This window comes from Streptomyces sp. V3I8 (genome assembly GCF_030817535.1).
GTDB lineage: Bacteria > Actinomycetota > Actinomycetes > Streptomycetales > Streptomycetaceae > Streptomyces.
Map to the genome: position 1 here is coordinate 3549300 of NZ_JAUSZL010000002.1, position 26976 is coordinate 3576275.

Annotated in this window: 28 protein-coding genes; 12 read left to right on the top strand and 16 right to left on the bottom strand. The window is 71.8% G+C overall.

What is annotated here, in order from left to right; translation table 11 throughout:
- Window positions 1-295 precede the first annotated feature (295 nt).
- Complete coding sequence (locus QFZ75_RS15470; protein WP_307537414.1) at window positions 296-1792, top strand: oligopeptide:H+ symporter; 1497 nt, start codon at window positions 296-298, stop codon at window positions 1790-1792.
- Between the two features lie 147 nt (window positions 1793-1939).
- Here the strand turns inward: QFZ75_RS15470 and QFZ75_RS15475 are convergent, their stop codons facing one another.
- The 4 genes from QFZ75_RS15475 to QFZ75_RS15490 form a co-directional block, all read right to left on the bottom strand.
- Complete coding sequence (locus tag QFZ75_RS15475; protein WP_307544509.1) at window positions 1940-3193, bottom strand: hypothetical protein; 1254 nt, start codon at window positions 3191-3193, stop codon at window positions 1940-1942.
- 144 nt (window positions 3194-3337) lie between these two features.
- The gene (locus tag QFZ75_RS15480; RefSeq protein ID WP_307537416.1) at window positions 3338-4027 is read right to left on the bottom strand and encodes an LPXTG cell wall anchor domain-containing protein; all 690 of its coding nucleotides are present in this window, start codon (window positions 4025-4027) and stop codon (window positions 3338-3340) included.
- 339 nt (window positions 4028-4366) lie between these two features.
- Entirely contained in the window at window positions 4367-4870 is a 504-nt protein-coding gene (locus tag QFZ75_RS15485; protein ID WP_307537418.1) for an ATP-binding protein, read from the bottom strand.
- Between the two features lie 278 nt (window positions 4871-5148).
- Window positions 5149-5628, bottom strand: coding sequence for an STAS domain-containing protein (locus QFZ75_RS15490; protein ID WP_307537420.1), 480 nt, complete (start codon window positions 5626-5628; stop codon window positions 5149-5151).
- Window positions 5629-5866: 238 nt separating this feature from the next.
- Between QFZ75_RS15490 and QFZ75_RS15495 the strand changes: the two genes are divergently transcribed.
- Window positions 5867-6781: an RNA polymerase sigma factor SigF gene (locus QFZ75_RS15495; protein WP_307537422.1), complete on the top strand. Its 915-nt coding sequence runs from the start codon at window positions 5867-5869 to the stop codon at window positions 6779-6781.
- 86 nt (window positions 6782-6867) lie between these two features.
- Here QFZ75_RS15495 and QFZ75_RS15500 read toward each other — a convergent pair whose 3' ends face one another.
- The gene (locus tag QFZ75_RS15500) at window positions 6868-7116 is read right to left on the bottom strand and encodes a hypothetical protein (RefSeq protein ID WP_307537424.1); all 249 of its coding nucleotides are present in this window, start codon (window positions 7114-7116) and stop codon (window positions 6868-6870) included.
- A gap of 35 nt (window positions 7117-7151) precedes the next feature.
- Window positions 7152-7583, bottom strand: coding sequence for an ATP-binding protein (locus QFZ75_RS15505; RefSeq protein WP_307537426.1), 432 nt, complete (start codon window positions 7581-7583; stop codon window positions 7152-7154).
- A gap of 205 nt (window positions 7584-7788) precedes the next feature.
- Here QFZ75_RS15505 and QFZ75_RS15510 point away from each other — a divergent pair, with 205 nt between their 5' ends.
- Together QFZ75_RS15510 and QFZ75_RS15515 are read left to right on the top strand one after the other, a co-directional pair.
- Entirely contained in the window at window positions 7789-8640 is an 852-nt protein-coding gene (locus QFZ75_RS15510) for a helix-turn-helix transcriptional regulator (protein WP_307537428.1), read from the top strand.
- A gap of 8 nt (window positions 8641-8648) precedes the next feature.
- A complete protein-coding gene (locus QFZ75_RS15515; protein ID WP_307537430.1) occupies window positions 8649-8885 on the top strand; it encodes a DUF397 domain-containing protein in 237 nt (78 codons plus the stop codon).
- On the opposite strand, the gene QFZ75_RS15520 is transcribed toward QFZ75_RS15515, so the two are convergent.
- The gene (locus QFZ75_RS15520; RefSeq protein WP_307537431.1) at window positions 8880-9284 is read right to left on the bottom strand and encodes a squamosa promoter-binding protein 15; all 405 of its coding nucleotides are present in this window, start codon (window positions 9282-9284) and stop codon (window positions 8880-8882) included. The genes QFZ75_RS15515 and QFZ75_RS15520 overlap by 6 nt on opposite strands.
- A gap of 149 nt (window positions 9285-9433) precedes the next feature.
- On the bottom strand, window positions 9434-9814 hold the full coding sequence (locus QFZ75_RS15525; protein ID WP_307537433.1) for an AQJ64_40280 family protein: 381 nt from the start codon (window positions 9812-9814) through the stop codon (window positions 9434-9436).
- 130 nt (window positions 9815-9944) lie between these two features.
- Here QFZ75_RS15525 and QFZ75_RS15530 point away from each other — a divergent pair, with 130 nt between their 5' ends.
- The gene (locus QFZ75_RS15530) at window positions 9945-10346 is read left to right on the top strand and encodes an Imm7 family immunity protein (RefSeq protein ID WP_307537435.1); all 402 of its coding nucleotides are present in this window, start codon (window positions 9945-9947) and stop codon (window positions 10344-10346) included.
- 42 nt (window positions 10347-10388) lie between these two features.
- Here QFZ75_RS15530 and hutI read toward each other — a convergent pair whose 3' ends face one another.
- The 4 genes from hutI to hutU form a co-directional block, all read right to left on the bottom strand.
- Window positions 10389-11612 (bottom strand): imidazolonepropionase, encoded by a 1224-nt coding sequence (gene hutI, locus QFZ75_RS15535; protein WP_307537437.1) that lies wholly within the window; start codon window positions 11610-11612, stop codon window positions 10389-10391.
- Between the two features lie 65 nt (window positions 11613-11677).
- Window positions 11678-13039 (bottom strand): formimidoylglutamate deiminase, encoded by a 1362-nt coding sequence (locus tag QFZ75_RS15540; protein ID WP_307537439.1) that lies wholly within the window; start codon window positions 13037-13039, stop codon window positions 11678-11680.
- Entirely contained in the window at window positions 13036-14253 is a 1218-nt protein-coding gene (locus QFZ75_RS15545; RefSeq protein ID WP_307537441.1) for an allantoate amidohydrolase, read from the bottom strand. The genes QFZ75_RS15540 and QFZ75_RS15545 overlap by 4 nt, the downstream gene beginning before the upstream one ends.
- Window positions 14254-14516: 263 nt before the next feature.
- Window positions 14517-16190, bottom strand: coding sequence for a urocanate hydratase (gene hutU, locus QFZ75_RS15550; protein WP_307537443.1), 1674 nt, complete (start codon window positions 16188-16190; stop codon window positions 14517-14519).
- A gap of 151 nt (window positions 16191-16341) precedes the next feature.
- Between hutU and QFZ75_RS15555 the strand changes: the two genes are divergently transcribed.
- The 5 genes from QFZ75_RS15555 (at window position 16342) to QFZ75_RS15575 (ending at window position 20135) form a co-directional block, all read left to right on the top strand.
- Complete coding sequence (locus tag QFZ75_RS15555; protein WP_307537445.1) at window positions 16342-17706, top strand: diaminopimelate decarboxylase; 1365 nt, start codon at window positions 16342-16344, stop codon at window positions 17704-17706.
- Window positions 17707-17906: 200 nt separating this feature from the next.
- Complete coding sequence (locus tag QFZ75_RS15560; RefSeq protein WP_307537447.1) at window positions 17907-18305, top strand: hypothetical protein; 399 nt, start codon at window positions 17907-17909, stop codon at window positions 18303-18305.
- A 101-nt stretch (window positions 18306-18406) separates the two neighbouring features.
- Window positions 18407-19204, top strand: coding sequence for a transcriptional regulator (locus QFZ75_RS15565; protein WP_307544511.1), 798 nt, complete (start codon window positions 18407-18409; stop codon window positions 19202-19204).
- 38 nt (window positions 19205-19242) lie between these two features.
- Entirely contained in the window at window positions 19243-19725 is a 483-nt protein-coding gene (locus QFZ75_RS15570; protein WP_307537449.1) for a roadblock/LC7 domain-containing protein, read from the top strand.
- 35 nt (window positions 19726-19760) lie between these two features.
- On the top strand, window positions 19761-20135 hold the full coding sequence (locus QFZ75_RS15575; RefSeq protein WP_307537451.1) for a hypothetical protein: 375 nt from the start codon (window positions 19761-19763) through the stop codon (window positions 20133-20135).
- Between the two features lie 30 nt (window positions 20136-20165).
- On the opposite strand, the gene QFZ75_RS15580 is transcribed toward QFZ75_RS15575, so the two are convergent.
- The 3 genes from QFZ75_RS15580 to QFZ75_RS15590 form a co-directional block, all read right to left on the bottom strand.
- Window positions 20166-20750, bottom strand: a complete 585-nt coding sequence (locus QFZ75_RS15580; protein ID WP_307537453.1) for a hypothetical protein — start codon at window positions 20748-20750, stop codon at window positions 20166-20168.
- A 94-nt stretch (window positions 20751-20844) separates the two neighbouring features.
- Complete coding sequence (locus tag QFZ75_RS15585; protein ID WP_373466045.1) at window positions 20845-21759, bottom strand: MurR/RpiR family transcriptional regulator; 915 nt, start codon at window positions 21757-21759, stop codon at window positions 20845-20847.
- A gap of 44 nt (window positions 21760-21803) precedes the next feature.
- Window positions 21804-23351 (bottom strand): aromatic amino acid ammonia-lyase, encoded by a 1548-nt coding sequence (locus QFZ75_RS15590; RefSeq protein ID WP_307537457.1) that lies wholly within the window; start codon window positions 23349-23351, stop codon window positions 21804-21806.
- A 197-nt stretch (window positions 23352-23548) separates the two neighbouring features.
- Between QFZ75_RS15590 and QFZ75_RS15595 the strand changes: the two genes are divergently transcribed.
- The gene (locus QFZ75_RS15595) at window positions 23549-23974 is read left to right on the top strand and encodes a hypothetical protein (protein WP_307544513.1); all 426 of its coding nucleotides are present in this window, start codon (window positions 23549-23551) and stop codon (window positions 23972-23974) included.
- A 427-nt stretch (window positions 23975-24401) separates the two neighbouring features.
- Here QFZ75_RS15595 and QFZ75_RS15600 read toward each other — a convergent pair whose 3' ends face one another.
- Window positions 24402-25793 (bottom strand): cystathionine beta-synthase, encoded by a 1392-nt coding sequence (locus QFZ75_RS15600; protein ID WP_307537459.1) that lies wholly within the window; start codon window positions 25791-25793, stop codon window positions 24402-24404.
- Window positions 25794-25940: 147 nt separating this feature from the next.
- Between QFZ75_RS15600 and QFZ75_RS15605 the strand changes: the two genes are divergently transcribed.
- Window positions 25941-26954, top strand: coding sequence for an SGNH/GDSL hydrolase family protein (locus QFZ75_RS15605; protein ID WP_307537460.1), 1014 nt, complete (start codon window positions 25941-25943; stop codon window positions 26952-26954).
- Window positions 26955-26976 lie beyond the last annotated feature (22 nt).

Sequence of the window (26976 nt, forward strand, 5' to 3'; positions counted from 1 at the left end):
GCGGGTACTTCACGCTGAAGGTCTCTTTTGTGTGCGGGCTGGTGTCTACCAGCCTCGAAAGGAATGACCTGTGGCCGGGCCCCGAGCGCGAGGACGCGCGACGGGCGTGGATCCCGGTGGTCGTCGTCCACCGCTCCGGAACCGGAGCGGAACTCCCCGTGGGCGTGGGGCGGGACGGCCCTCCCGCCGGTGCCGGCCGCCTCCCCCACCGGGCGCGCACTCCTCCCCCGGGCCCGCATCCCGGCCCGAACAGGGGAATCGCACCGCACCGCGCCCCGACCAGCAAGGAACGACCATGGCGTCCAGCCTGACGAAGGACTCGGTCGCACCGGGCACCCCCGGTTCCGAGAAGACCTTCTTCGGCCACCCCCGCGGACTGGCCACCCTCTTCATGACCGAGATGTGGGAGAGGTTCTCCTACTACGGCATGCGGGCACTGCTCCCGCTCTACCTGGTCGCACCCGGCGGCCTGGACATGAGCGCGACCACCGCGACCGCGATCTACTCGGTCTACCTGTCGCTCGTGTACCTGCTCGCCCTGCCCGGCGGCTGGTTCGCGGACCGCGTGCTCGGCCCCCGCAGGACCGTCGCCGTCGCGGGACTGGTCATCATGCTCGGCCACCTGACGCTGGCGCTCCCCTCGTCCGGCACCTTCTTCGCGGGCCTCGGCCTCGTGGCGATCGGCTCGGGTCTGCTGAAGGCCAACATCTCGACGATGGTCGGCCACCTCTACCAGGGCCCGGACGACCCGCGCCGCGACGGCGGTTTCACCGTCTTCTACATCGGCATCAACGTGGGCGCCTTCGCCGCCCCGCTGGTCATCGGCACCATCGGCGAGAACGTCAACTGGCACCTCGGCTTCGCGCTCGCCGCGCTCGGCATGGCGCTGGGGCTGGCGCAGTTCCTGATCGGCCACCGTCACCTCGACGCGCGCTCCGACGTCGTCCCGACGCCACTGTCCGCCGAGGAGAAGGCCTCGACCCTGCGCAAGGGCCTGCTGTGGCTGGCCGTGGCCGTGGTCTTCTACGGCGTCGTCGGCTTCTCCGGCCACTACACGCTCAACTGGATCCTGGTCCCGCTCACGCTCATCGGCCTGATCATCCCGGTCTGGGTCATCGCCCGGATCAAGCGCGACAAGTCCCTCGACCGGGTCGAGCAGTCGAAGATGTCCGCGTACATCTGGTTCTTCGTCGCCGCGGCCGTCTTCTGGATGATCTACGACCAGGGCGGCTCCACGCTGTCGATCTTCGCCGAGTCGTCGGCCGAGAACAGCGTCTTCGGCTGGGACTTCCCGGTCTCCTGGTACCAGTCGGTCAACCCGGTCATGATCATGGCGCTCGCCCCGGTCTTCGCCTGGGCGTGGCTGGCGCTGAACCGGGCCGGCCGGGAGCCGAGCACGATCGTGAAGTTCGCGTCGGGCCTGGTCCTGGTCGGCGCCTCGTTCTTCCTCTTCCTGGCCCCGCTGACGATCGCCGGGGACGGCCGGAAGGCCGCCGCGATGTGGCTGGTCGCCATCTACTTCGTGCAGACCGTCGGCGAGCTGACGATCTCCCCGGTGGGCCTCTCCGTCACCACGAAGATGGCCCCCGCGAAGTACGCCTCCCAGATGATGGGCGTCTGGTTCCTCGCCGTGACCGCGGGCGACGCCACGACGGGTCTGCTCTCCATCGCGGGCGTGGACCTGAACGGCAAGGGAATCGTCGCCCTGGAAGCCACCCTGGCCCTGATCGCGGGCCTGGCGGTCCACATGTACCGAAACAAGGTCAAGTCCCTGATGGGCAACGTCAACTAGAACCACCAAGGGGCGCGCGGAACGGCGCAGTCCTTCGCCCTTCAGGGGCGCGGGGAACGGCGCAGTCTTTTAGGGGCGCGGGGAACTGCGCGGCCGGCCACAACGGGCGCGCGGTTTCCCACGTCACATCACGTCACACCACGCCGCTCACGCGTCGCCCTTCCCGACGGCCCCCGTCGACGTGTTCTCGTGCGGCCGTCCGGAAGGCCGTTCACCCTCACCACCCCCCGGATCGGTGTCCGGCGTGAACCACGGCAACACCGAACCCGTACGACCGGACGCACGAGACCCGGCCCCGGCGCCGGCGGACGCGGCGCCACCGGACTCGGCGGCGGAGGCAGCCGGCGAAGAACCAGGCCGCCGCGTCCGCACCACGCCGTCGAACATCCGCGCCACACCGTCAGGCAGCCGCACCCGACCACGGCGAACACCGTGCGCACCACGACCAGGACGCCCCACCCGTTCCGTCCGTCCTACCCGCCCGTCCCGCCCGTCCCGCCCGGAACGGGACCGTACGGGGGGCCCGTTCGGCCGCATCCGGTCCACCACCGCCATCCCGGCCCGGAACACCGCGGCCGGCACGACGACGCAGACCAGGACCCAGAAGAAGGTCACGCCCCAGGGCCGCCCCACGCCCCACGGCTGTTCGGCGAGCACCTTGCCGCCGGACTTCAGGGAGACCGTGTAGTCACCGTGCGCCCCGGCCGTCAGCTCCACCGGCAGGGTGACGCGGGCCTTCTTGCCGGGACCGATGGTGCCGCGCCACCGGTGTTCCTCCCACTGCGGGGCGAACACGCCGTGCGAGGTGCCCACCTGGAAGACCGGGTTCTTCACGGCGACAGTGCCCACGTTGCCGACGGTGAGGACGAGATCGCGGGACGGCGGCGCACCGAACCAGGTGAGCAGGCCGCTCGACCCGTCGAGCCGCGTGTCGCCGAGTACGGACAGCCGCTCGGCGCTGTCCTGCTTGGGCAGCGGCTCGACCTCGTGGCCCGCGACCAGGAACGGCGCGTCGGCGGCGGCCTTCGCCCCGGTGACCGTCGCGACGTGCACCACGCAGGGGCACGGTTGCGGCGGTTCGGTGACCGGCAGCCTCCTGCTGAACCGGCCCCGGGCATCGGTGGTGGCGGCCCGCCCGTCGGCGTTGGCGCAGGAGTCGGTGCCGCCGATCACCCCCCGGTCGGTGGAGGACCGACCGCAGACGAGGATCGTCAGCAGGGCGTCCGCCCGCCATCCGCTGCCGCGCACCGTGATCGAACCGCCCGTCCCCGCCTGCGACCTGGACAGCTCCACCTGCGGATTCTCCGCCGCGGAGGCGGTCCCCGCGGCCAGGACGTACAGACCGGACAGGCAGGACAGGCCGAGCAGAAAGGACAGGCCTGCCAGGGCGAGCGAGAGCATCGCCGGCACGGCGGGAATCCGCACTCCTGCGGCCGTGCCGCGTCCGCCACCGTTCACGTCACCGCTCCCGTCGACTCGACTTCCGTACGCGGCTGTCGGCGGCCCCCGCCGGCCGGGGCCGCCCCCGGGGCAGGGCGGATCGGCTCAGCCGCGGGCCTGGTTCCGCCGGGTCAGCCACAGCACGCCCGCCGCGCCCGCCAGCAGTACGGTGCCGCCGAACGTGCCGAGGGCGATCGCGGAGTCCTCGGGACCGGTCCGCGGCAGTTCGCCGTCGCCCGCCGCGGCGTCCTGGGAGGAGCCCGTGGTGCCGCCGCCGGATGCCGTGACGTCCAGGGTCAGTGAGGGTCCCGGGCTGTTGGAGGGCGTGCACGTGGTGGTCGTGCCGAGCGCCCCGATGGTCAGCACGCCCGCGGTGAAGGTGACCTTGCCGGTCTTCTTCGGGGTGTACGTCCCGGTCAGATCGGTGATCTTGATGGGGGTGTTGGCGGGTATCGCCTCCGGGTTGGCCGGACCCTTGACCGGTACGGTGCCGCTGTCGGCGCCGCCGAGCCTGATGACGGCGCTCGGGTTCATCGCCCCCTTGCCCAGTTCGACGGGGCTGGAGGAGACGCCCTTCTCGAAGGTCATCGTGAGCCGGTAGCCGCTGCCGTCCTTGACACTCCTGATGTCGATGGGCGAGACGGCGGACTTGTCACCGATCGGCGTCTTGCACTGGTAGTTGACGTCCACCACGTCGGCCCGGGCTGCGGGGGCGGCCATCAGCACCGCCGAGCCGGCCAGGGCCGCGGCGGACGCGAGCGCGGCGGTTCGTTTCTGGTACGTCCGGTATGACACGGTCCCTCATTCCCGCAGGCGTTCCTGACACCGTCCCGACACGGTTCCTGACGGAACATCAGATCGGCCGTCAAGGTACGCCCGACACCTCACCGAGGGAAGACAAAACGCGCGCCGGATCGCAGGGATCCAACGCGCGCGAACAAACGACGAGCGCCCCGGAGGACAACCACCCACCGCACGACAGGCGCCCCGAAGCGCAAGCGAGCACCGCACGACGAGCGCCTCGAAGGGGCGCGGGAAACTGCGCGACCAGCCCCCACCGGGCCCCACCGGGCCCACGCACGAACAAGCGGCAAGCGAACACCACCGCCGCCGACGCCGATCCACGGCGGAGCGTTACGCCGACGCCCCGAGCTCCGCCCAGACCGTCTTCCCGGCGACTCCGGCCGTACGGATCACACCCCAGTCCAGACACAGCCGCTGCACGATGAACATGCCGTGACCGCCGGGCCGCCCGGCCCGGTGCGGGGTGCGCGGCGCGGGCTGTCCCGCACCCCGGTCGGAGACCTCGATCCGCAGCACCTTCTTGTCGCAGGAGATCCAGAGCTCGTCCGGTCCCTCCGCGTGCAGACAGGCGTTGGTGACGAGCTCGGAGACGACCAGCAGGACGTCCTCGGCCGCGGCCCGCTGGTCGGCGGTGTCCGCGGGGAGCCAGCCCCACTCGTACAGTGCCTGGCGGGCGAAGTCGCGGGCGAGGGGAACGACCCCGCTCTGCCCTTCGAAGTTCAGCCGGCGGTCCCGACGCCCGGCCGGCGTACCGCCCGGAGAGGTCCCGGAAGCGCCGCCGTCACCCGGTTCCGGGCCGCGGTCGCCCGGCGAGTAAGGCCGGGTGGTGCTCATCAGCGCTTCACCTCACCGATTCACCAGTTCATGATTCAAGACTTGGGTCCCAGCACACTCAGCACGCCGTAACAGCTTCGGACACTCGGGGTCAGGGAGTGGTCCGGGACTGCCGCGCGGTCGCCGTTCGGTCTGTTGACATATTCAGGATGTCTCCTGCCCGACCGAACCGTCAGAACACCCACTTATTCGGTACGGATGATGTGACTCTGATAACGCGTTGATCACATAGAGGCAACCGAGACATAACTCTGCCGCAGAACGGCCCCTCGGGGCGCCTATTCACCGCGATCGGCCGCGGGCCCACCGGGCCCGGACGCACCGTCCCCGGACTTCGCGGCTCCGGCCCCGTCCACCCCGGCCCCGTCCGCTCCGGAGCCACCGGCTCCGCTGCCGGCCAGAGCCGCCTCGAGCGTGTCGTGCACGGTGAAGACGGCTTCGGCCCCGGTGATCTCGAAGACCCGGGCCACCACCGGCAGCATGCCCGCCAGGTGGACCCCGCCGCCCGCCTCCTCGGCCCGCAGACGGGCACCGAGCAGTACGTTCAAGCCCGTGGAGTCGCAGAACTCCAGTCGTGAGCAATCCACGACCAAGCGCGCGAACCCGCGGTCGAGGCAGTCCTCGACCGGTTCGCGCAGAAGATCTGCCGTGTGGTGATCCAACTCACCCGCCGGGGTGATGACGGCACTAGTGCCCTCTTCTCGCACCTCGACCAGAAGCCGGCCCGACTGTGCGCTGCCGACCGTCCCGCGGTCCATGCCGTCTCTCTCTTCCGACCGTTGTGGTTGTTGATTGACGCCCTCGAACCCTACGCCTTCTCTGCACACTCCGACACCCGAACAACCGCCAAGAATCGGACATTTCACCACAAAAGTCACTTGCGATGAAGTCACGAAAGCGGGTAGGGCTAGTAGTGACAGTTTTCGACACGGCCGGCTTGGAGGCGCCGCACACCGCAGTGCACGTATTGGCATCGGCAGCCATATGCCGAGAACGATGGAGGACATCATGTCACCCCGGCTCGACGAATCGCATACCCAGAAGGCGACGTCGACACGCCCCCCGGAACGACTGGAAGAAGGCACGTCCGCCGACGGGAACGCCGGCCTGGCCGGACTTCCGGAGATCCCCCCCTTCGCCGAGGTGGGACCGGTGGATGCGCGGGCCCTGTCCAAGACCCTCTTCGAGCGGCTGGAGTCGCTGGAGGAAGGGACGTCCGAATACTCGTACGTCCGCAACACACTGGTCGAACTGAACCTCGCCCTGGTGAAGTTCGCCGCCTCCCGGTTCCGCTCCCGCAGCGAGCCGATGGAGGACATCATCCAGGTCGGCACCATCGGTCTGATCAAGGCGATCGACCGCTTCGAGCTCAGCCGCGGCGTCGAGTTCCCGACCTTCGCGATGCCGACCATCGTCGGCGAGGTCAAGCGCTTCTTCCGTGACACGTCATGGTCCGTGCGCGTGCCGCGCAGGCTGCAGGAACTCCGCCTCGACCTGGCCAAGGCGGGCGACGAACTCGCACAGCAACTGGACCGCGCTCCGACGGTGGGAGAGCTGGCGGAGCGTCTGGGGCTGTCGAACGACGAGGTCGTCGAGGGCATGGCGGCGTCCAACGCCTACACGGCCAGTTCACTGGACGCCCAGCCCGAGGAGGACGACTCCGAGGGCGCGCTGGCGGACCGCATCGGCTACGAGGACCACGGGCTCGAGGGCATCGAGTACATCGAGTCGCTGAAGCCGATGATCGCCCGGCTCCCGCAGCGCGACCGGCAGATCCTGTCGCTGCGCTTCGTCGCCAACATGACCCAGTCGGAGATCGGCGAGGAGCTCGGCATCTCGCAGATGCACGTGTCGCGACTGCTGTCGCGGACGCTGGTGCGCCTGCGCAAGGGCCTGACCCTCGAGGAGTAACGCCTCCGCAGGCGGTTGCACACGGCGCACACGGGGCCGAACCGGACGTCCGGTTCGGCCCCACGCGCGTGGCAGCCCGCTGCCCCTCAGGCCCCTTCGACGAACAGCTCTTCGGCGTGGTCGACCTGGTAGGAGCGCTCCAGCCAGACGCCGAGTTCGTCCATGTCGGTGGAGGAGAGAACGCGCTCACGGACGGCGTCCGGCACGTCGATCCGGCGCCACCGAAGATTACGCAGAACGCTCTCCGCCCTCTCCTGAGCCCGGCCCTCTTCACGGCCCTCTTCGCGCACCTGCTCGGCAAGCGGGTGCCGCCAGAAGTACTGGATCGCCGTCATCAGGTCCCTCCGTCAACTCCGACATGATCAACGAGTTACGCGGCGGCCAGGTCGCACCACACGTACTTGCCGCGGTTGCCGAGCCTGAACAGCGGCTGCCAGCCCCAGGCGTCGGAGCAGGCACGGACCAGGTGGAGCCCCCGTCCGCTCTCGGCATCCACCGGACCCGTTGGCCCTCCGGGCGGCTCGGGCGGCTCGGGGTCCGCGTCCCACGCCCCGATCTGCAGGACCCCCACCGCCCAGTGGACGCGGAGGCTCGCGGGGCCCTTGGTGTGCAGTACGGCGTTGGCGACGAGTTCCGCCGCGAGGAGTTCGGCGGTGTCGGCGAGCCGGATCAGCCCGTGCAGGGTGAGGATCAGGCGGAGGGTGCGACGGCAGACGGTGACGGCGCGGAGATCGTTGGGGATGCAGATGGAGTACTCCCAGGGTTCGAGCGATTCGAGTGGTTCGAGCTCGTTCTCGGGCATGCGTCAGCTCCGGGGTGGGGTGATGGACGGGTCGCACGGGCGGTGGCAGGGCCGTAGCCGCCACGGCAGGACGGAGCGGTGCGCTTCCGCACCGTGTACGTTGCGTGACCGACGGTAGGGCATTAATTAATGCCGCTGCAACAGGCTGCGTAACCTGCCACTCGTACGTGGCTCATCCGCGGAGCTGTCGGGAATGGGAGGGCATATGCCACCGAGGAGTCATCCCACGGCGCGCCAGGCGCGTCTGGGGACCGAACTGCGCAGGCTGCGCGAGGCTGCGGGCCTGAAGGCACGCGACGTCGCGGCGTTCCTCAACTCCACCTCGACGCAGATGAGTCAGATGGAAGCGGGCATCGCAGGCGTCAGCGCGGAGCGCATCCGACGCCTGGCGGCGCATTACGCCTGCACGGACGAAGCACTCATCGAGGCACTCACGACCATGGCGGGCGAGCGCACACGCGGTTGGTGGGACGAGTACCGCGGAGTCCTGCCCCAGGTGAACCTCGATGTGGCCGAGGCGGAACACCACGCGACGTTCCTGCGGGAGGTCGTCATCACGCATGTTCCCGGACTGCTGCAGACACCGGACTACGCTCGGGCGATCTTCGGCTACATGCGTCCGGAACTGCCGGAGAGCGAGCTGGCGCCCCGGGTGGAGCACCGGATGAAACGGCACGCGGTCATCGAGGGCGACAGCCCACCCCCGTACGAGACGATCATCCACGAGTTCGCGCTACGGATCCGTGTGGCCGACCGCAAGGCTTCTGCCGCTCAACTCCGCCACATCCTGGCCGAGATCGAGCAAGGGCACGCCACCGTACGTGTCGTCCCGACCGATCAGGACGACTTCGCCGGAGCGGGAGCCTCGATGCTGTACTTGGGCGGCCCGCTGGCCCAACTGGACACCGGGCTCAAGGACACTCCCGGCGGAACCATGTTCATCGACGCCGCAGCACAGCTGGAACAGCTCCGAACACTCTTCCGTAAGGTGGAGAAGGCGTCCATGGAACCCTCGGCGTCACGCGACTTCATCCACCACCTGACAAAGGAACTGTGAGGCGCGCCATGAGCCGATCCCTGCACTGGCAGAAGTCCACTTTCTCCGACGGCGGCGAAGGCAACACCTGCGTCGAGATCGCCAGCTCTCCCGGGACCCTCCGCCTCCGCGAGAGCGAAGCCCCCGACACCGAACTCACCACCGTGGCCGCCCCCATGGCCCACCTCATACGCAGCGTGAAGGCAGGCGGGTTCGGACAACAGGTCCTGGTGGAGATCGACGTGACGCCACGGCTCAGCTCATGAGCCCAGATAAAAGCCCTCGTCCTCCTCGTCCGGCCGCGGTGGTGCAAACTGCCGCAGCTCGTCGTGCCGGATCATCCACATACGGAAGAACCCTTCCTCCTGATCCATCACCAGGAGCTGCACCAGGTTCGGCTCACGCCACGGCGTCTCGAACACTCGCCGCTTGAGGGCATCGAGGTCGGCATGGTTCAAAGCACCCGCCCACACCTCGCACTCAGGGTGCTTCCAGCCGCCCCATTGGTTGGTCTCAGGACTGGTGAGCGGCTTCAAGAAGCCGACCCCCTGGACCTCCGGTTGAGCACGACGAGGGGCGGCTGTCCGCAGCCACTCGCTCAGCGCCTCGACATTCGTACCGTCGGCAACGTCAACCGACATCATCACGTTCGCCACCCAGCTCATGGCGATCGTTGTACTGCAACATCCGGCGTCTCTGCCTGACTTTTACCCTCGCAGACCCCATCAGCGGCCGAGACGCTCCGCGGTCCACCTCGTCGAGGCAGATGCCTCCTCAGGAGTTCTCCTGTCCGGTGCCCGAAGCAGACTGTGGATCAGCTAGCAGGGCGAGCGCTCCACGCGTTCTGGAGCGCCGGCTGCACGTCTTTCCCGAGAACGAGGTGCGTCGTCCTGTCCGGCAGGGTGGGCAGCTCGGCCCAGTGGGTCACGGTCTCGTCGCCGGCCAGACCGTGGGGCGGGCGGACGACCCCGTCGGAGTCGACGAAGCAGTCCTTGTGTTCCGTCCCGTCCTCGCCGAAGTGCAGCGTCGTGAAGTACATCGGCCTCACCAGCCAGAACGCCTCTCCTGAAGCCGTACCGGACCCGGCGCTGCCGGCCGGATACCGGCCCGTGATCGCCGCTGCCACCGGTACACCGTCCGCCGGCAGCCTCTCGCGTACGTCGACCCAGATCACCTGGCTGTTCAGATCCGCCATCCCGTTCCCCTCCTCACCCGAGCGCTCGGACAGCCACCTCCTGCCCTTGCGCCGGCACATCCGGTAGGACCGCCCAGCGCTTGTGCAGGTTGCCTGAGCGGGAAACAGGTCGTTTCACTACGCTCACGGGATGTTCGAGTACCACGGCTGGATCACGGTCAGGGAAACCGCATCCGCTGATGACGGTGACGGTGAGACCCGTCTACGGCGGATCGTGGATGATCTGCGGCTTCTCATCGCCCGGATGGACAGCCCTTACCTGCTCGACCTCAGGTGGATGAACGGTGAGCCGTTCATCCACCTCGGCGGCTGTTCGAATCACCGGTCGTCGCCCGACGTTGCCCAACTGTTCGAGCATGTGGCCGTGGTCGCTCCTGGTTCCTACGGGCTTCTCCACGTTCTCGACGACGAGGACCCGGACCACGAGAACGAGGTACGCGTGCTCAGGCTCGTTCGGGGCGCGGTCACGCAGCACACGGAGGCGCTGCTGTCCCCCTGCATCCCGACGGTGGAAGATCCGTCCGCCGGCTGAGGCATCTCGGGCGGATCACGCCCGGAGCCGGAGCCGGATCACTCATGATCCGGCGTCGGTCCGTCGTCCGGAGACCTCGGCGCCCTCGCGCCACACCGCTGACACCAGCGGCACCCCCGGCCGGTACGCCAGGTGCACGTGGCTCGGGGCGTCGAGTACGAGGAGGTCGGCCCGGGCGCCCGGGACCAGGCGGCCGATGTCGTCGCGCCGCAGGGCCGCGGCCCCGCCCGCCGTGGCGGACCACACCGCCTCGTCCGGGGTCATCCCCATGTCCCGTACCGCCAGCGCGATGCAGAACGGGACGGAGGACGTGAAGGACGAGCCCGGATTGCAGTCCGTCGAGAGGGCGACCGTGGCGCCCGCGTCGAGCAGCCGGCGGGCGTCGGGCCACTTCGCGCGGGTGGAGAACTCGGCGCCGGGCAGCAGCGTGGCCACCGTGCCGCCGTTCGCGAGGGCGTCTACGTCGGCATCGGTCAGGTGGGTGCAGTGGTCGGCGCTGGCCGCGTCCAGTTCCACCGCGAGCTGCACTCCGGGGCCGTACGAGAGCTGGTTGGCGTGGATGCGCGGGTGCAGGCCCTTGGCCCTGCCCGCCGTGAGGATCGCGCGGGCCTGGTCCCCGTCGAAGGCGCCCTTCTCGCAGAACACGTCGATCCAACGGGCGTACGGGGCGCAGGCGTCGAGCATCTCGCCGGTGACGAGCGCGACGTACCCGGCCGGGTCGTCCGCGTGGTCCGGGGGGACGATGTGCGCGCCGAGGTAGGTGACCTCGTCGGTGTGGGCGGACGCGATGCGCAGGGCCCGTGCCTCGTCCTGGACCGTCAGCCCGTAGCCGGACTTCGTCTCGAACGTGGTCGTGCCCTGGCGCAGCGCCTCGTCGAGGTGACGGGTGAGGGTGCGCTCCAGCTCCCGGTCCGTCGCGGCGCGGGTGGCGGCGACGGTCGTGCGGATGCCGCCCGCGCTGTAGGCGCGGCCGGACATGCGGGCGTTGAACTCCTGCGTGCGGTCGCCCGCGAAGACGAGGTGCGAGTGGGAGTCGACGAAGCCGGGGATCACCGCGCGTCCACCGGCGTCGACCCGATTGTCAGTGGCGGGTGCTTCTCTTGAATCACCGGTCCACGCGATGCGGTCGCCGTCGATGACGACGGCCGCGTCCTGGATCAGACCGAGAGCGGATCCGTCACCGGAGGAGGGATCGTTGGTGACCAGACTGGCGATGTTGGTGATGAGGGTCGTACTGGTGCCGGTGGTGTCGGTCGGGCTGCTCATGGCGTCCTTGAGGGTGATCGGGGCGGTCGGCACGACAGGGGCGGGGGCCGGAGCCGGGGCGCGGCTCAGGCGCGCAGGGTCTCGACGGCGTCCGCGAGGGCGCGGGGCACGTCCGGGACGAGGGCGTGCGCCCCGTCGCGTACGACGTGCCGGCCGCCCACGACCGTGTGGCGCACGTCCGCCGCTGTCGCGGCGAATACGGCCGTCTCGGCGCCCAGCCGCGGCAGGGTCCCGGCTGTCCTGACCGAGTCGAGCGCGATCGTCGTGAAGTCGGCGAGCGCGCCCGCTTCGAGCGTGCCCGCGTCGGTCCAGCCGAGGGCCGCGTGACCGTCCGCGGAGGCGGCCCGCAGGAGCGCGGCCGCGGTCCAGTGGCCCCGGGTGCGGCTGCGCAGGCGCTCGTTCAGCTCCATCGCGCGCGCCTCTTCGAGCAGGTCGACGACGGCGTGGCTGTCGGAGCCGAGGGACAGCGGGGAGCCCGCCTTCTGGAGCGCGACGGCCGGTCCGATGCCGTCGGCGAGGTCGCGCTCGGTGGTCGGGCACATGCAGGTGCCGGTCCCGGAGCGGCCGAGCAGCGCGATGTCCTGGTCGGTGAGGTGGGTGGCGTGCACGGCCGTGGTGCGCGGGCCGAGCACGCCGTGGTCGGCGAGCAGCCGGGCGGGCGTGCGGCCGTGGGCGGCCAGGCAGGCGTCGTTCTCCGCCGTCTGCTCGGACAGGTGCACGTGGAGCGGGGCCCGCCGCTCCTCGGCCCACCGCGCCACCGTCGCCAGCTGCCCGGCGGGCACGGCCCGTACGGAGTGGACGGCGGCCCCGATCCTCGCGTGGTCCCGGTCCTTGAGAACTGAACAGCGTGTCGCCCAGGCTTCCGCGGTGCCGTCGGAGAAGCGGAGCTGGTGCCGGTTCGGGGCCTGTCCCCGGCGCTCGTCGAGCAGGCCGGCGGCGAGGTAGACGGTGTCGAGGAGCGTGATGCGGATGCCCGCCTCCGCGGCGGCCTCGACGAGCGCCTCGCCCATGGCGTTCGGGTCGGCGTACGGGGTGCCGCCGGGCGCGTGGTGCACGTAGTGGAACTCGCCGACGGCCGTGATGCCCGCCAGGGCCATCTCGGCGTACACCGCGCGGGCGAGGGCGTGGTAGGTGTCCGGGGTCAGCCGGTCCGCGACGGAGTACATGATCTCGCGCCAGGTCCAGAAGGTGCCGGAGCCGACCTGGACGGTGCCGCGCAGGGCCCGGTGGAAGGCGTGGCTGTGGGTGTTGGCGAGGCCGGGGAGGGTCAGGCCGCGCAGGACCTCCGCGCCGGTCGGCGGCTTTTCGGCGCCCGTGCGGACGGCGGTGATGCGTCCGTCCCCTCCCACGTCGAGGGTGACGCCCGGCTCCACGTAGGAGTCGAGCCAGGCGTGCTCCAGCCAGTACGTCGTGCCTCGGACGCTCACGTGCAGGCCAGCCCTTCCAGTACGTCGGCGAGTGCGGTCACCCCGGCCACGCAGTCGTCCTCGTCCGCGTGTTCGGCCGGCGAGTGCGAGACGCCCGTGGGGTTGCGTACGAACAGCATGGCGGTCGGGATCGAACCGGAGAGGATCCCGGCGTCGTGTCCCGCGCCGGTCCCCAGGACGGGAACCGCCAGGTGCGCGTCCCTCCCCCCGCCCTCCTTCCCCAGCAGGCGGGTGATCTCGTCCCGCAGGGCGTGCTCGAACTCGACGACGGGGGTGAAGGACTCGCGGACGACGTCGAGGTGGATGCCGTGGGCGTCGGCGTACTCGTGGGCGGCCTTCTCGATGCCGTGGACGACCGTGTCGAGGGTCGCCTGGTCCGCGGCACGGGAGTCGAGCCAGCCGCGTACGAGGGAGGGGATGGCGTTGACGCCGTTCGGCTCGACCGAGATCTTGCCGAAGGTCGCCACCGCGCCCGCGAGGCGTGCCTCGCGGCGGGCCGCGAGCACGGTCTCCGCGTACGACAGCATGGGGTCGCGGCGGTCCACGAGGCGGGTGGTGCCCGCGTGGTTGGCCTCGCCCCGGAAGTCGAACCGCCACCGCCCGTGCGGCCAGATGGCGCCTGCGACGCCGACCCGGTCGCCGCTCAGGTCGAGGGCGCGGCCCTGCTCGACGTGCAGCTCGACGAACGCGCCGATACGGGCCAGGCGTTCGGGGTCCGCGCCGATGGCGTCCGGGTCGTGTCCGGCGGCCTCCATCGCCCGCGGGAGGGTGATCCCGTCGGCGTCGGTGAGCCGGTGTGCCTGCTCGACGGTGAGTTCCCCGGCGGTGAGCCGTGAGCCCACGCAGGCCAGCCCGAAGCGGGCGCCCTCCTCGTCGCCGAAGTTCACGACGGCGAGGGGCCTGGTGAACCGCGCTCCCCGGCCGCGCAGTTCGTCCAGCGCGGCGAAGGAGGACACCACGCCGAGGGGGCCGTCGAAGGCTCCGCCGTCGGGCACCGAGTCGAGGTGGGACCCGGTGACGACGGCGTCCCCCGCCGAGGGGTCGCCGAGCCAGGCCCACTGGTTCCCGTTCCGGTCCACCTCCAGGGCGAGCCCGCGCGCCTGGGCCTGTTCCCGGAACCACTCCCGGCAGTCGGTGTCGGCCCCGGTCCAGGCGAACCGGCGGTAGCCCCCGGATCCGGCGTGCCGCCCGACGGGCTCCAGCTGCCGCCACATCTCCAGAAAGGAGGGAGGCCTGGAATGCGGCCGGTCGTCCGAGCCGGGGCCGAGGCCGGCCCCGGCCGGCCCGTCCGGCGTCCGAGGACGAGGCCGTCCAGACCCATCGGGGGTCCGGGGGTCGGAGGTCCGGGGGTCGGAGGTCCGGGGGTCGGAGGTCCGGGGGTCGGAGGTCCGGGGGTCGGAGGTCCGGAAGTCCGGGGTCCGGGGGCGGAGCCCCTGGCCGGGCCCGGGGGCGGCGCCCCCGTCGGGCGACGGCGCGCTCACTCGCCCTCCCGCATGGGAATGCGCACGCCCCGCTCGTCGGCGACCGACTCCGCGATGTCGTACCCGGCGTCGACATGCCGGATGACGCCCATCCCCGGGTCGTTCGTCAGCACGCGCCGGATCTTCTCCCCGGCGAGCCGCGTGCCGTCGGCCACCGTCACCTGTCCCGCGTGGAGGGAGCGCCCCATGCCCACACCGCCGCCGTGGTGGATGGACACCCAGGACGCGCCGGAGGCCACGTTCACCATCGCGTTCAGCAGCGGCCAGTCGGCGATCGCGTCCGAACCGTCGAGCATGGCCTCGGTCTCACGGTACGGGGAGGCGACGGAGCCGCAGTCGAGGTGGTCGCGACCGATGGCCAGCGGGGCCGCCAGCTCGCCCGAGGCGACCATGTCGTTGAAGCGCTCGCCCGCCCTGTCGCGCTCCCCGTAGCCGAGCCAGCAGATCCGCGCGGGCAGCCCCTGGAAGTGGACGCGCTCGCCGGCCAGCTTGATCCAGCGATGGAGGGACGCGTTCTGGACGGACTCGTTCTCCGGGAAGAGGTCGAGGATCGCCTTGTCGGTCTTGTGGATGTCGGACGCCTCACCGGACAGGGCGGCCCAGCGGAAGGGACCCCTGCCCTCGGAGAACAGCGGCCGGATGTAGGCGGGCACGAAACCGGGGAAGGCGAAGGCGCGCTCGTACCCGGCGAGTTGCGCCTCGCCCCGGATGGAGTTGCCGTAGTCGAAGACCTCGGCGCCGGCGTCCATGAAGCCCACCATGGCCTCCACGTGCCGGGCCATGGACTCGCGGGCCCGGGTGGTGAAGCCGGCCGGGTCCTTGGCGGCGTACGCGGCCATGTCGTCGAGGTCGACGCCGGAGGGCAGGTAGGCCAGCGGGTCGTGGGCCGAGGTCTGGTCGGTCACGATGTCGACCGGGGCGCCCTCGGCGAGCATCCGGGGCAGCAGGTCGGCGGCGTTGCCGAGCAGGCCGATGGAGAGCGGGCGGCGCGCGTCGCGGGCCTCGACGGCGAGCTGGAGGGCGTGCTCCAGGGAGTCGGCGCGCACGTCCAGGTACCGGTGCTCGATACGGCGCTCGATGGCGCGCGGGTCGACGTCGACACAGATCGCGACGCCGTCGTTCATGGTCACGGCGAGCGGCTGGGCGCCGCCCATGCCGCCGAGTCCGGCCGTCAGGGTGATGGTCCCGGCGAGCGTCCCGCCGAACTTCTTCGCGGCGACGGCGGAGAAGGTCTCGTAGGTGCCCTGGAGGATGCCCTGGGTGCCGATGTAGATCCATGAGCCGGCGGTCATCTGCCCGTACATGGTGAGGCCGAGGGCCTCCAGGCGGCGGAACTCCTCCCAGTTCGCCCAGTCGCCGACCAGGTTGGAGTTGGCGATGAGGACACGTGGCGCCCACTCGTGGGTCTGCATGACGCCGACCGGCCGGCCGGACTGGACGAGCATCGTCTCGTCCTGCTTCAGGGTCCGCAGCGTACGGACCATGGCGTCGAAGGAGCGCCAGTCGCGGGCCGCCTTGCCGGTGCCGCCGTAGACGACGAGCTGGTCGGGATGCTCGGCGACCTCGGGGTCGAGGTTGTTCTGCAGCATCCGCAGGGCGGCCTCCTGCTGCCATCCCAGGGCGCTCAGTTCGGTACCTCGCGGTGCTCGGACGGGGCGTGGTCCTGACATGGTCTGCCTCCTGGCGAAGCGGCACAGTGGATATTCACATCCTGAGCTTCTGAATAGAGCTAGTCAATACCCCCCGGGGCCAGCACGGGCACCGCACGGGTGTTTGGCTGGATGCATGGCTGCATACGACACAGATGCCCGGGACCGGGACATGGCGGACGACCGACCCGACGGGGACACGGACACGGCAGGGGCCGCGCGGCGGGACCAGGCCGTTCGCGCGGCCGTCGAGCAGGGACTGGTCGGCCCCGGCACCCCCCTCGTCGCGCTCCTCGACACCACCGGCATCCGCGCCTCCGCGGCGGCCCTGCGGGCCGCCTTCGACGCGGTGAGCGCACCGGGCACCCCCGTACTGCACGCGTTCGCGGTGAAGGCGACCCCGCTCGTGCCGGTGCTGCGCCTGCTGCACCGCGAGGGCATCGGCATGGAGGTCGCGAGCCCGGGCGAGCTGGCCCTCGCCCGCGCGGCCGGGGTGCCGCCGGCCCGTACGGTCCTCGACTCACCCGCGAAGACCCTCTCCGAACTGCGGGAAGCCCTGGCGCTGGGCATCGCGCTCAACGCGGACAACCCCCAGGAACTGGCGCGCCTGGACGCGTTGGTGGGTTCGGCGCCGACCCGCTCGCCCGTGGGGATGAGGGTGAACCCGCAGGTCGGCGGAGGTTCGATCGGGGCGCTGTCCACGGCGACGGCCACCTCGAAGTTCGGGGTCGCGCTGCGGGACGAGGGGGCGCGCGAGTGGGTCGTGCGGGCGTACCTGGACCGGCCGTGGCTGACCCGGCTGCACACGCACTCCGGTTCGCAGGGGGTGCCGCTGGAGCTGATGGCACGTGGGGTGGCCGAGGCGTACGGGCTCGCGGAGGAGATCAACGGGCGGGCCGGGCGGCGGCAGATCGACACGCTCGACATCGGCGGCGGGCTGCCGGTGAACTTCGGTTCGGACGCCCACACGCCCACGTACGAGCAGTACGCGCGGCTCCTGGCGTCGACCGTGCCGGGGCTCTTCGACGGGCGGTACGGACTGGTCACGGAGTTCGGGCGGTCGCTGCTCGCCAAGCACGGGGTCGTGCTGGCGCGGGTCGAGTACGCCAAGTCGGCGGGCGGGCGGGCCGTCGCGGTGACGCACGCCGGGGTGCAGGTGGCGGCCCGCACGGTGTACGCGCCGCAGTCGTGGCCGCTCAGGGTGGCTGCGTACGACGCCGAGGGGCGGCCGAAGGCGGGGCCCGACGTGGTGCAGGACGTGGCGGGGCCCGCCTGCTTCGCGGGCGACCTGCTGGCGGAGGGCCGGTCGATGCCACGGCTCGAACAGGGCGACTACGCGGCCGCGCTGGACACCGGGGCGTACTACTTCGCCCATCACTACGGCTACAACTCGCTGGCGCGGCCCGGCATCCACGGTTTCGGTCCGGACGGGTCGGGCGGCGTGCGGTTCGCGGTGGTCCGCACGGAGCAGACGCCCGCCGAGATTGTGGCGGAGTCGGGAGGGGCGCACGTGGAGGCGCTGACCGGCGCGTTCTGAGGTCTGCGCGCCGACCGGAACATCGACGCACCCCTACCCGAAAAAGCCGGAAGGTCTGATTATCGACTGGGCAATCGACCCACACTAGCCGGCAAGCGGCATGTTCCACAGGAAAATGCCCTATCTCTCACTCGTCGCGCACACGTTGCGTAGCTTCGGCGTCACTCAGCTGAACCACCGACGGACGGGAGGGAAGCACCGTGCCCGGAATCGACGAGTGCCTGCTGGAGGCCATGAGACTCCCCGGAGCCCGGGGTGCCTCGGTGGTCGACTGGACCAGCGGACTGGCTCTGGGCACGGTCGGGGACTCACCGAACGGGGACCACGAGGCCACCGCGGCCGAGGCGGCGGAACTCGCCCGGCTCGCCGCCGAGCACAAGGCCTTCGCGCCCGGGGAAGGAGCCGACTGGTCCGGCGGGCAGCCGCCGGTGGAAGACCTGATCATCAGCAACAGGGACAGCTACCACGTCCTGCGTTTCGTCCGGACGACCTTCGACAGCAGTGTGTTCCTGCATCTGTGGCTGGGACGTTCCGACGGCAATCTCGCACTGGCCCGCATACGCCTGGGCGAGATGGCGGAACGGCTGGTGGTGGGGTGACCACGATGGAGGCGACCCCCCTGCCGGAACTGAGCAGATCCGACCACGGTCCCCTGGACCGCGAGGGCCTGCGGGCCGCGGCGCCGCCCGCGCTCAGCCCCATGCTCGGCCGTCTCGCGGAGGAGCACGCCACCGGCGTCCTGACGCGGGAACGCGGAGTGCTGTACCTGGTCGAGGGCCAGGTGGTGCACGCCGAGAGTCCCGCGACACCGGGACTCGACGTCCTGCTCACCAGCCGTGGGGCGCTGGGTTCCGAGGGCTGGTGGGAGGCGGTCTCGCAGGCGGGGCCCGAGCACCGGGTCGGCCGGTTCCTGGTGGACAGCGGGCAGCTGGCCGCGGGCGCCCTGGAGCTGTGCCATCTGGGGGCGCTGTACGACGCGGCGTTCTTCACGCTCGGTACGAGCAGCGGCCCGGCGCGCTTCCGGTACGGGGTCGCGCACTGGATCGGTCCGGTACGCCCGGTGAGCGTGGACGCGGTGGAGCGCGAGACGCTGCGGCGCCGCGCGCTGCTGCACCGCATCTGGCCGGACGCCGACTCGGACACCGCGGAGCTCGTCCGTACCGGCCGTGCCGTCGACGCGGTCCTCCCGCCGCGTCAGCGCACGGTCCTCGACCAGGTGGACGGGGTCCGGACCGCGGCGGACATCTCGCTGGTCCTGGGCCGTCCGGGATTCCACACCCTGGTCGACGTCCGCCGGCTGGCGGCCGCCGGAATCGTGACGACGCGCGCGCGGACGGTCGAGGTAAGGGCACCGGAGACCGCCGTACCCGCCGCGTCCCCCGTCTCCACCGCGCTCGTCTCCACCGCCAGCGCGCAGGCGGCGCGGGCCGCGCAGGCGTCGGCGGAACCCGACGTGGCCCTGCTGCGCCGGCTCAGAGACGCACTGGAGGCCCTGTGATCCGCGCGCTCCGACAGCGTGCCGAGAGGAGACAACTGATGGCGGCCGAGGCAGAAGTGCGCGACGAACTGCACCGGCTGCGGGCCCGGGTCCCCCAGCTCACCGGTGCGCTCGCGGCCAGCGTCGACGGTCTGGTGCTGGCCCAGGACACTCCGGGCGTGGAGCCGGAGGGGCTGGCCGCGCTCACCGCCGCCGCGCTGGGGGTCGCCCTGCGCATGGCGGACGCGACCGACCGGGGCGACTTCCGTGAGCTGCTGCTGCGCGGCGAGCACGGCTACCTGGCGACCTACGCGGCGGGACCCTCCGCCGTCCTGACCCTGCTGGCCGGCGACCGCGCGAACGTCGGCCGGCTGCACCTCGAGGGGCGCCGCGCCGGCACCCGGATCGGCGAACTCGTCGAGGCGGCCGTCGAGGACCGGCCGGCCCCGGCGGCGCGGCCCGCCCTGAAGCCCGCCGCGCCCCGGACCAGAACCGCGCGCACCGCGCGCACCATCACCGAACCGACCGGCGAAAGCCACTGAGCACGGTTCATCGCACCGAAAGGACAGGCACGACCATGGCCAACACCGAAACCGCACTGAAAGAGGCTCTGGCCTCCATCGAGGGTGCGACCGGCGCCGCTCTCGTCGACTACACCACCGGCATGGCGCTGGGCACGATCGGCGGCAGCAAGGGCTTCGACCTCACGGTCGCCGCGGCGGGCAACACCGACGTCGTCCGCGCCAAGATCCGCACCATGGAGCATCTGGGCCTCAAGGGCGAGATCGAGGACATCCTCATCACCCTGTCCGACCAGTACCACCTGATCCGGCTGCTCAAGGGCCGCGGCGGCAACGGGCTCTTCCTCTACCTGGTGCTCGACGCCAAACGCTCCAACCTGGCCATGGCCCGCCACCAGCTGAAGCGGATCGAGAGCGACCTGGAGGTCTGACGGGTCCGGCGGGGAGTGGTCCGAGAGGGATCAGACCAGGACCCCGCCCCGGCGCCGCGCCCCACCGGGCGCGGCGTCACCCGCGGCGATCCCGGTGGCACGGTAGCCCTTGACCCGCTTGCCCGCCGGAACACCCGCGCCCCGCCCGAGCCAGTCGACCCGGACCCACAGGAGCGACTCGGCGGAACGCTCCAGCCGGCCGATCCAGGCCGCCTTGAGACGGAGCCCCACCCCGGCGCCGGCGAGCAGCATCCCGCCGGCGGCCGGCACGGCGAAGGCCGACCCGAGTGCCGCGGCGAAGGCCAGCAGCGCCCACCACCGGTGCCCGCGGCGCCAGTTGCGTACGGACACGGCCCGGTCCTGGAGCACGTCGTGCTTGCTCGCGCGGGCGGCGCCCCGGGCGAGTGCCCTGTACCGCCCGCGCCGGGTCAGCAGGACGGCCACCGCCGTGATCAGGAAGAGCGCGGCACCCGCCAGCACCCCGATCCGCCGCCCCGTGATCCCGGGCACCAGTACGCCCACGCCCGCCGCGACGACCCCGAGCCATCCCAGCGGTGCCGCTCCGGCCCGTACGACGACGGCCACCCGAGCCAGTCCCTGCCCTCCGCGCGCCACGATCCGCCTCCTCACCAGACGCCTGTAACCGACGGCAGATTAGCGGCCGAAGGTGAGACGAGTCTGAGAGAGCGCCGAAGATCTCCGGACGCCGCTACTCCACGAACAGCCCCCGCGCCGCGGCCCGCGCGTCGAACTCCTCCAGGCGCGCCTGGGCGTCGGGCAGCCCGTCGCACATCGCCTCCAGCAGGACGCGCCCCAGCAGCATCGGCGCGCAGGCCGTGTCGAAGGCGAGGCCCGTCCCGACGGCGGCGGGCAGCAGCAGGTCGGACACCTTGGCGACCGGGGCGAACGCCGAGTCCGCGACGGTGACGACGGTCAGCCCGGCCTCCTTGGCGTACGCGAGGGTGTCCACGACCTCCCGCGGGTGGCGCGGCAGCGCGAAGCACAGCAGCGTGCTCGCCCCGGCGCGCACCGCCGCGTCGATCCGGTCGTGCACCATGGTGCCGCCCTCGTGCAGCAGCCGTACGTCCGGATGGACCTTGGCGGCGAAGTACGCGAAGCCGTACGCCTGGGACGCCGCCGCCCGCAGCCCGAGCACCGGCAGAGGGCGCGAGGCGGCCAGGAGTCGGCCCGCCCGCTCGACGGGGCGCGGGTCCGCCAGCACGGCGGCGAGGTGGCGGAGATTCTCGATCTCGGCCTCGACGGCCTGCTGGTACTCGTTGTACGAGCCGGTGTCCGCGGCGGGTTCGGCCGGGGCGACCTCGCGCAGGTGCCTGCGCAGCGCGGGGTAGCCGTCGAAGCCGAGGGCGACGGCGAAGCGGGTGACGGAGGGCTGGCTGACACCGGCCAGTTCGGCGAGCTCCACGCTCGACAGGAACGGCACGTCGGCGGCCCGGCGGACCATGCTGTGGGCGATGCGCCGCTGGGTGGGGGTCAGCCGGTGCCCCTCGAAGAGCGACTGCAGCCGCCCGGCGGGTCCCCCGCCCACACCCGCGCCGCCCCGCGTGCTCCCGCTGTCCGCACTTTCGCCGCCCGTGCCCACCGTGTCGTCCGCGCCCGTCTCCATGTCCGTGTCCATGCCCACATTCACGCCCGTGCTCCCGTCCCCGCTCATGCCGCGCTCCCCCTCCAGATGTCCGTGAACCGGTCGAGCAGTGCGGCCGCCGCCGTCACGTCGTCCGTGAGCGGCCGGTCGGCCGCGTCCGCGTCGAGCACCGACTCGGCGATCTCCAGCGCCCCGCCGACCGGCAGTTCCGGATCGGGACGCAGCCCGCGCTGGCGCAGGGCCCGTACGGCGGCGACGAGTTCGCAGCCGACCACGAGACGGTACGCGTCGCACGCGCGCAGGGTCTGACGAGCGGCGAGCGAGGCGAAACTCGCCTGCTCCTCGACGCCCCGGGAGAGGACGGCATGGCCGAGCGAGGCGGGCGCGGAGAAGGCCCGCAGGTCACCGAGGGCGGCCCCGGCGGCGTACTCCAGGATCATCACGCCGGAGGAGGCGGGCTCGTGGTCGGCGAGGAAGGGGCGCAGCCGGGTGTAGGCGGGTTCGTTGAGGGTGGACAGACGGGAGGTCGACAGCCGGGCCACCTGGGTGAGGGAGAGCCGGAAGTGGTCCAGGGCGAGCGCCAGTTGGGCCTGGTAGAAGCCGCCGTGGTGGTAGGCGGCCATGTCGGCGGCGCAGATCAGCGGGTTCTCGGCGGCCGCGTTGATCTCGACGGTGAGGACCCCCTCCAGGGCGTCGGCCGCGTCGTGGGCGGGGCCGTGGATCTGCGGCAGGCACCGGAAGCCGTACGGGTCCTGGATGCGGCCGAGCGGCGGGGTCGGGTGGTCGGCCGCGCCGATCAGCTCCCGCATCCGCCGGGCCACCTCGCTCGACCCGCGGTGCGGCCGGGCGGCGTGCACGGGCGCCGCGTACGCCTCGTGGGAGCCGTCGACCGCGACGAGGGACAGCGCGGCGACGACCTGCGTGGCCCCGATGAGCCCGCGCAGTTCGTGGAGCGCGAGCGCCGACTGGCCGAGGGTGAGGGCGTTGCTGCTGATGAGCGCGAGGGCGTCGTTGTTGTCGAGCGGCTGCGGCTCGGGCGCCCGCACGCCCGCCGGGCGGCCCGCCGCGTCCCGCCACGGGTGCTCGCCCGCCAGGGCCAGCCCCACCTGGGCCAGGGCCGCGATGTCGCCGGTGCCCACCGAGCCGAACTCGTTCACGACGGGGTGCGCCCCCGTCTCCAGCGCCTCGCACAGCGCCGTGACGACGCTGGGGCGCAGGCCCGCCCCGCCCGCGAGGAGCTGGTTGGCCCGTACGGCGAGCATCGCCCGCACCTCGCGGGCGGGCAGCTCCTGCCCGATGGCCCCCGCGTGGCTGCGCAGCAGGCGCAGACCGTGCTCGGCCGCCGCCTCGGTGGGCACGTCCTCGTTGCGGTTGGCGCCGACCCCGGTGGAGCGCCCGTACACCCGGCCGGTGGCGGCGATCTGCCGGGCGGCGTCCCAGGACTCCTCGACCCGCTTCATCGCCTCGGTGCCGGGAACGGGCCGGGCGGTCCCCTCGGCGAGGCGTACGACGTCGGCGACGCCCGTGCTGTAGCCGTCCAGCACCACGAGTCCGGTCGTCACCGCACCCGGCGCCTCCGCGTACCGGGACGACTCCGCGTACCGAGATGACATAGAGCGGGAACTCCTCTCGGTCTCGGCAGCTATTCAGTCAGGGAGAACTCTGCATGACAATATGCAGCCGGGCAAGGGATCAGCTCCGCGCGTACGCGTCCGCGCGCCGCCGGGTGGGGAACGGCCCAGCGTGGACAGGGGGGCTATCCCCCGTGCCAAGCGCGGTGCGGCTGCCTACCGTTGAGCCCATGACCGGTATGGAAGCCCGCGACGCCGAACTCAAGAAGGAACTCGACGCCACCCTGCACATCCGCAGGGAACTGGGCGAGGAGTACGAGTCCGCCCTGGTCGACTCGTTCCTGGAGAAGGTCGAGCAGCGCATGGACGGCGCGGTCGACCGCCAGGTGCGCCGCCAGCTCGCGGAACAGCAGATGGTGGCGGCCCGTGACGCGCGTTCCCCGAAGGGGTCCTCGGACTCCTGGGGTGAACGCTTCGGGTTCGGGATCGTCTCCCTCGTCCTCGCGGTCCCCCTGTCCGCGATCGGCGGCGGTGTCGCGGAGCTGCCCGGCCTCCTGGTCGCCTGGGCGGGCATCGTCGGGGTCAACGTGGTCCAGGCCGCGCGCTTCTCGCCGAACCTCTTCGGCCGCCGCCGGAAGAAGTCGGACCCCGACTCGGACTGGTGAGCACGGGCCGGTGAGCACGGATCCGTGGGCTTCGGCCCGTGAGCCCTGCACCGTGAGCGCACCGAAGGGCCCGGTACCGATCCGGTACCGGGCCCTTCGGGGAAGCTTGCGCGGGGACCGCCGCACCCCCGTTGCCGGGGGGCGGGACGACGGCGGTCCCCGCGAGGGACGCGGGCCGGGTCAGGGCCGGGCTCCGCATCCGTGGCGTCCATGGAGGTCCGGGAGCCGCTCCGGAGGTCCTTGGCGCCGTTTGGGTGCCGGCCGGGGCGGGGAGCCGCTCCCGCCCTTGCCGACATCCACCAATGTGCCGGACGCGTGTTAAGCGTGTGCTGCGTGGACGTGACGCGCTCGTACCACTTCCACGAAGTTCCGCCGTGACCGCGCGCACCGGACGTTCGTTCCCGGTGCGCGCGGTGCACCGGACGTCCTACTGCCGTCCGCCCTTGGCCAGGAAGGACAGCAGGTCCTGCCGGCTGACGACCCCGGTCGGCCTGCCCTCGACGAGGACCATCGCCGCGTCGGCGCCGCCGAGCACGGTCATCAGGTCGCCCAGCGGCTCACCGGAGCCGACCTGCGGCAGCGGCGCCGACATGTGCTTCTCCAGCGGGTCGGTGAGCGAGGCCCGCTGGGTGAACAGCGCGTCGAGCAGTTCCCGCTCGACCACGGAGCCCACCACCTCGGCGGCCATCACGTCCGGGTGGCCGGCGCCCGGCTTCACGATGGGCATCTGCGAGACGCCGTACTCGCGCAGCACCTCGATCGCCTCGCCGACGGTCTCGTCGGGGTGCATGTGGACGAGGGACGGGATGGCCCCGTGCACCTTGTCGCTGAGGACGTCGGCGACGCGGGCGCTGGGGCCCTCGTCCTCCAGGAAGCCGTAGTCGGCCATCCACTCGTCGTTGAAGATCTTGCTGAGGTAGCCGCGACCGCTGTCGGGGAGGAGGACGACCACCACGTCGTCCGGGCCGAGCCGTTCGGCGACCCGCAGCGCGGCCACGACGGCCATCCCGCAGGAGCCGCCGACGAGCAGGCCCTCCTCCTTGGCCAGGCGCCGGGTCATCTGGAAGGAGTCCTTGTCGGAGACCGCGACGATCTCGTCCGCGACCGTCCGGTCGTACGCGGTCGGCCAGAAGTCCTCACCGACGCCCTCGACGAGGTACGGGCGCCCGGAGCCGCCGGAGTAGACGGACCCCTCGGGGTCGGCACCGACGACCTGGACCCGGCCCTCGCTGGCGTCCTTCAGGTACCGCCCGGTCCCGGAGATGGTGCCGCCGGTCCCCACGCCGGTGACGAAGTGGGTGATCCGCCCCTCCGTCTGCTCCCACAGTTCAGGGCCGGTGGAGTGATAGTGCGAGGCGGGATTGTCGGGGTTGGAGTACTGGTCGGGCTTCCAGGCCCCGGGCGTCTCGCGCACCAGCCGGTCGGAGACGTTGTAGTACGAGTCGGGGTGCTCGGGGTCGACCGCCGTCGGGCAGACGACGACCTCGGCGCCGTACGCGCGCAGCACGTTGATCTTGTCGGTGCTCACCTTGTCGGGGCACACGAAGATGCACTTGTAGCCCTTCGTCTGGGCCACGATGGCAAGACCCACACCCGTGTTGCCGCTGGTCGGCTCGACGATCGTGCCGCCCGGCCGAAGGGCGCCGCTCTTCTCGGCGGCCTCGATCATGCGCAGGGCGATGCGGTCCTTCACGGAGCCGCCGGGGTTGAAGTACTCGACCTTCGCGAGGACGGTCGCCTGGATGCCGGCGGTCACGCTGTTGAGCCTCACCAGCGGGGTGTTGCCGACGAGACTGATCATCGAGTCGTGGAATTGCACCGTTGTCTCCGGAGCTGCAAAAGGAATGGTCGGGATGGTTCCGTCACCCTAAGCCCCCTACTGGGCGTTCACACCGCGTTGAGATTGGCCGACCGTCTGTACGGGGCAAGGAAGTGGTGTACGGCTACAAGGAGGTGGCGGCTTCGCATGACGAGCTTGTCGAGGGCGAGGGTGGCACGGCGGATCGCCGCGGGCGCGGCGTACGGCGGCGGTGGTATCGGACTGCTGGGCGCCGCGACGGTCGGAGTGGTGCTGGCCGAGGTACAGCTGGCGAAGCGGCAGGTGGGTCATGGGCGCAGTCCCCATCCCCCGAGCGCGGACGGCCTGTACGGGTACGCGTACGCCGGTCCCGAGGAACCGTTGCGCCTGACGATGCTGGGTGACTCGACGGCGGCCGGGCAGGGCGTGCACCGGGCCCGCCAGACACCGGGGGCGCTGCTCGCGTCCGGGCTCGCGGCGGTGGCCGAGCGGCCGGTGCGGCTGCGGAACGTGGCGCTGCCCGGCGCCCAGTCGGACGACCTGGACCGCCAGGTCGTGCTGGCGCTCTCGGATCCCGACGGGGTGCCCGAGGTGTGCGTGATCATGGTCGGCGCGAACGACGTGACGCACCGGATGCCGGCGACGCGGTCGGTCCGGCATCTGTCGGCGGCGGTACGCAGACTGCGTACCGCCGGTGCCGAGGTGGTCGTCGGCACCTGTCCCGACCTGGGCAGCATCGAGCCGGTCCAGCAGCCGTTGCGGTGGATCGCGAAGCGGGCCTCGCGGCAGCTGGCGGCCGCGCAGACGATCGGTACGGTCGAGCAGGGCGGGCGGACGGTGTCGCTCGGCGACCTGCTGGGGCCCGAGTTCGCGGCGAATCCGCGGGAGCTGTTCGGGCCCGACAGCTACCACCCCTCGGCGGAGGGGTACGCGACCGCGGCGATGGCCGTGCTGCCGACGGTGTGCGCGGCGCTGGGGCTGTGGCCGGAGGAGGACCGGCCGGACGTCTCCCGCCGGGAGGGGTTCCTGCCGGTGGCGCGGGCCGCCGTGGAGGCGGCGGCGGAGCCGGGCACGGAGGTGGCGGCGGCGATGCCCACGGGGCCGCGGGGACCGTGGGCCCTCCTTAAGCGGCGCCGGCGCCGGCGCGTCCCGGCGACGGACCCGGCGCCGACGTCCGCCTGACCGTCACCGCCTGACCGTCACC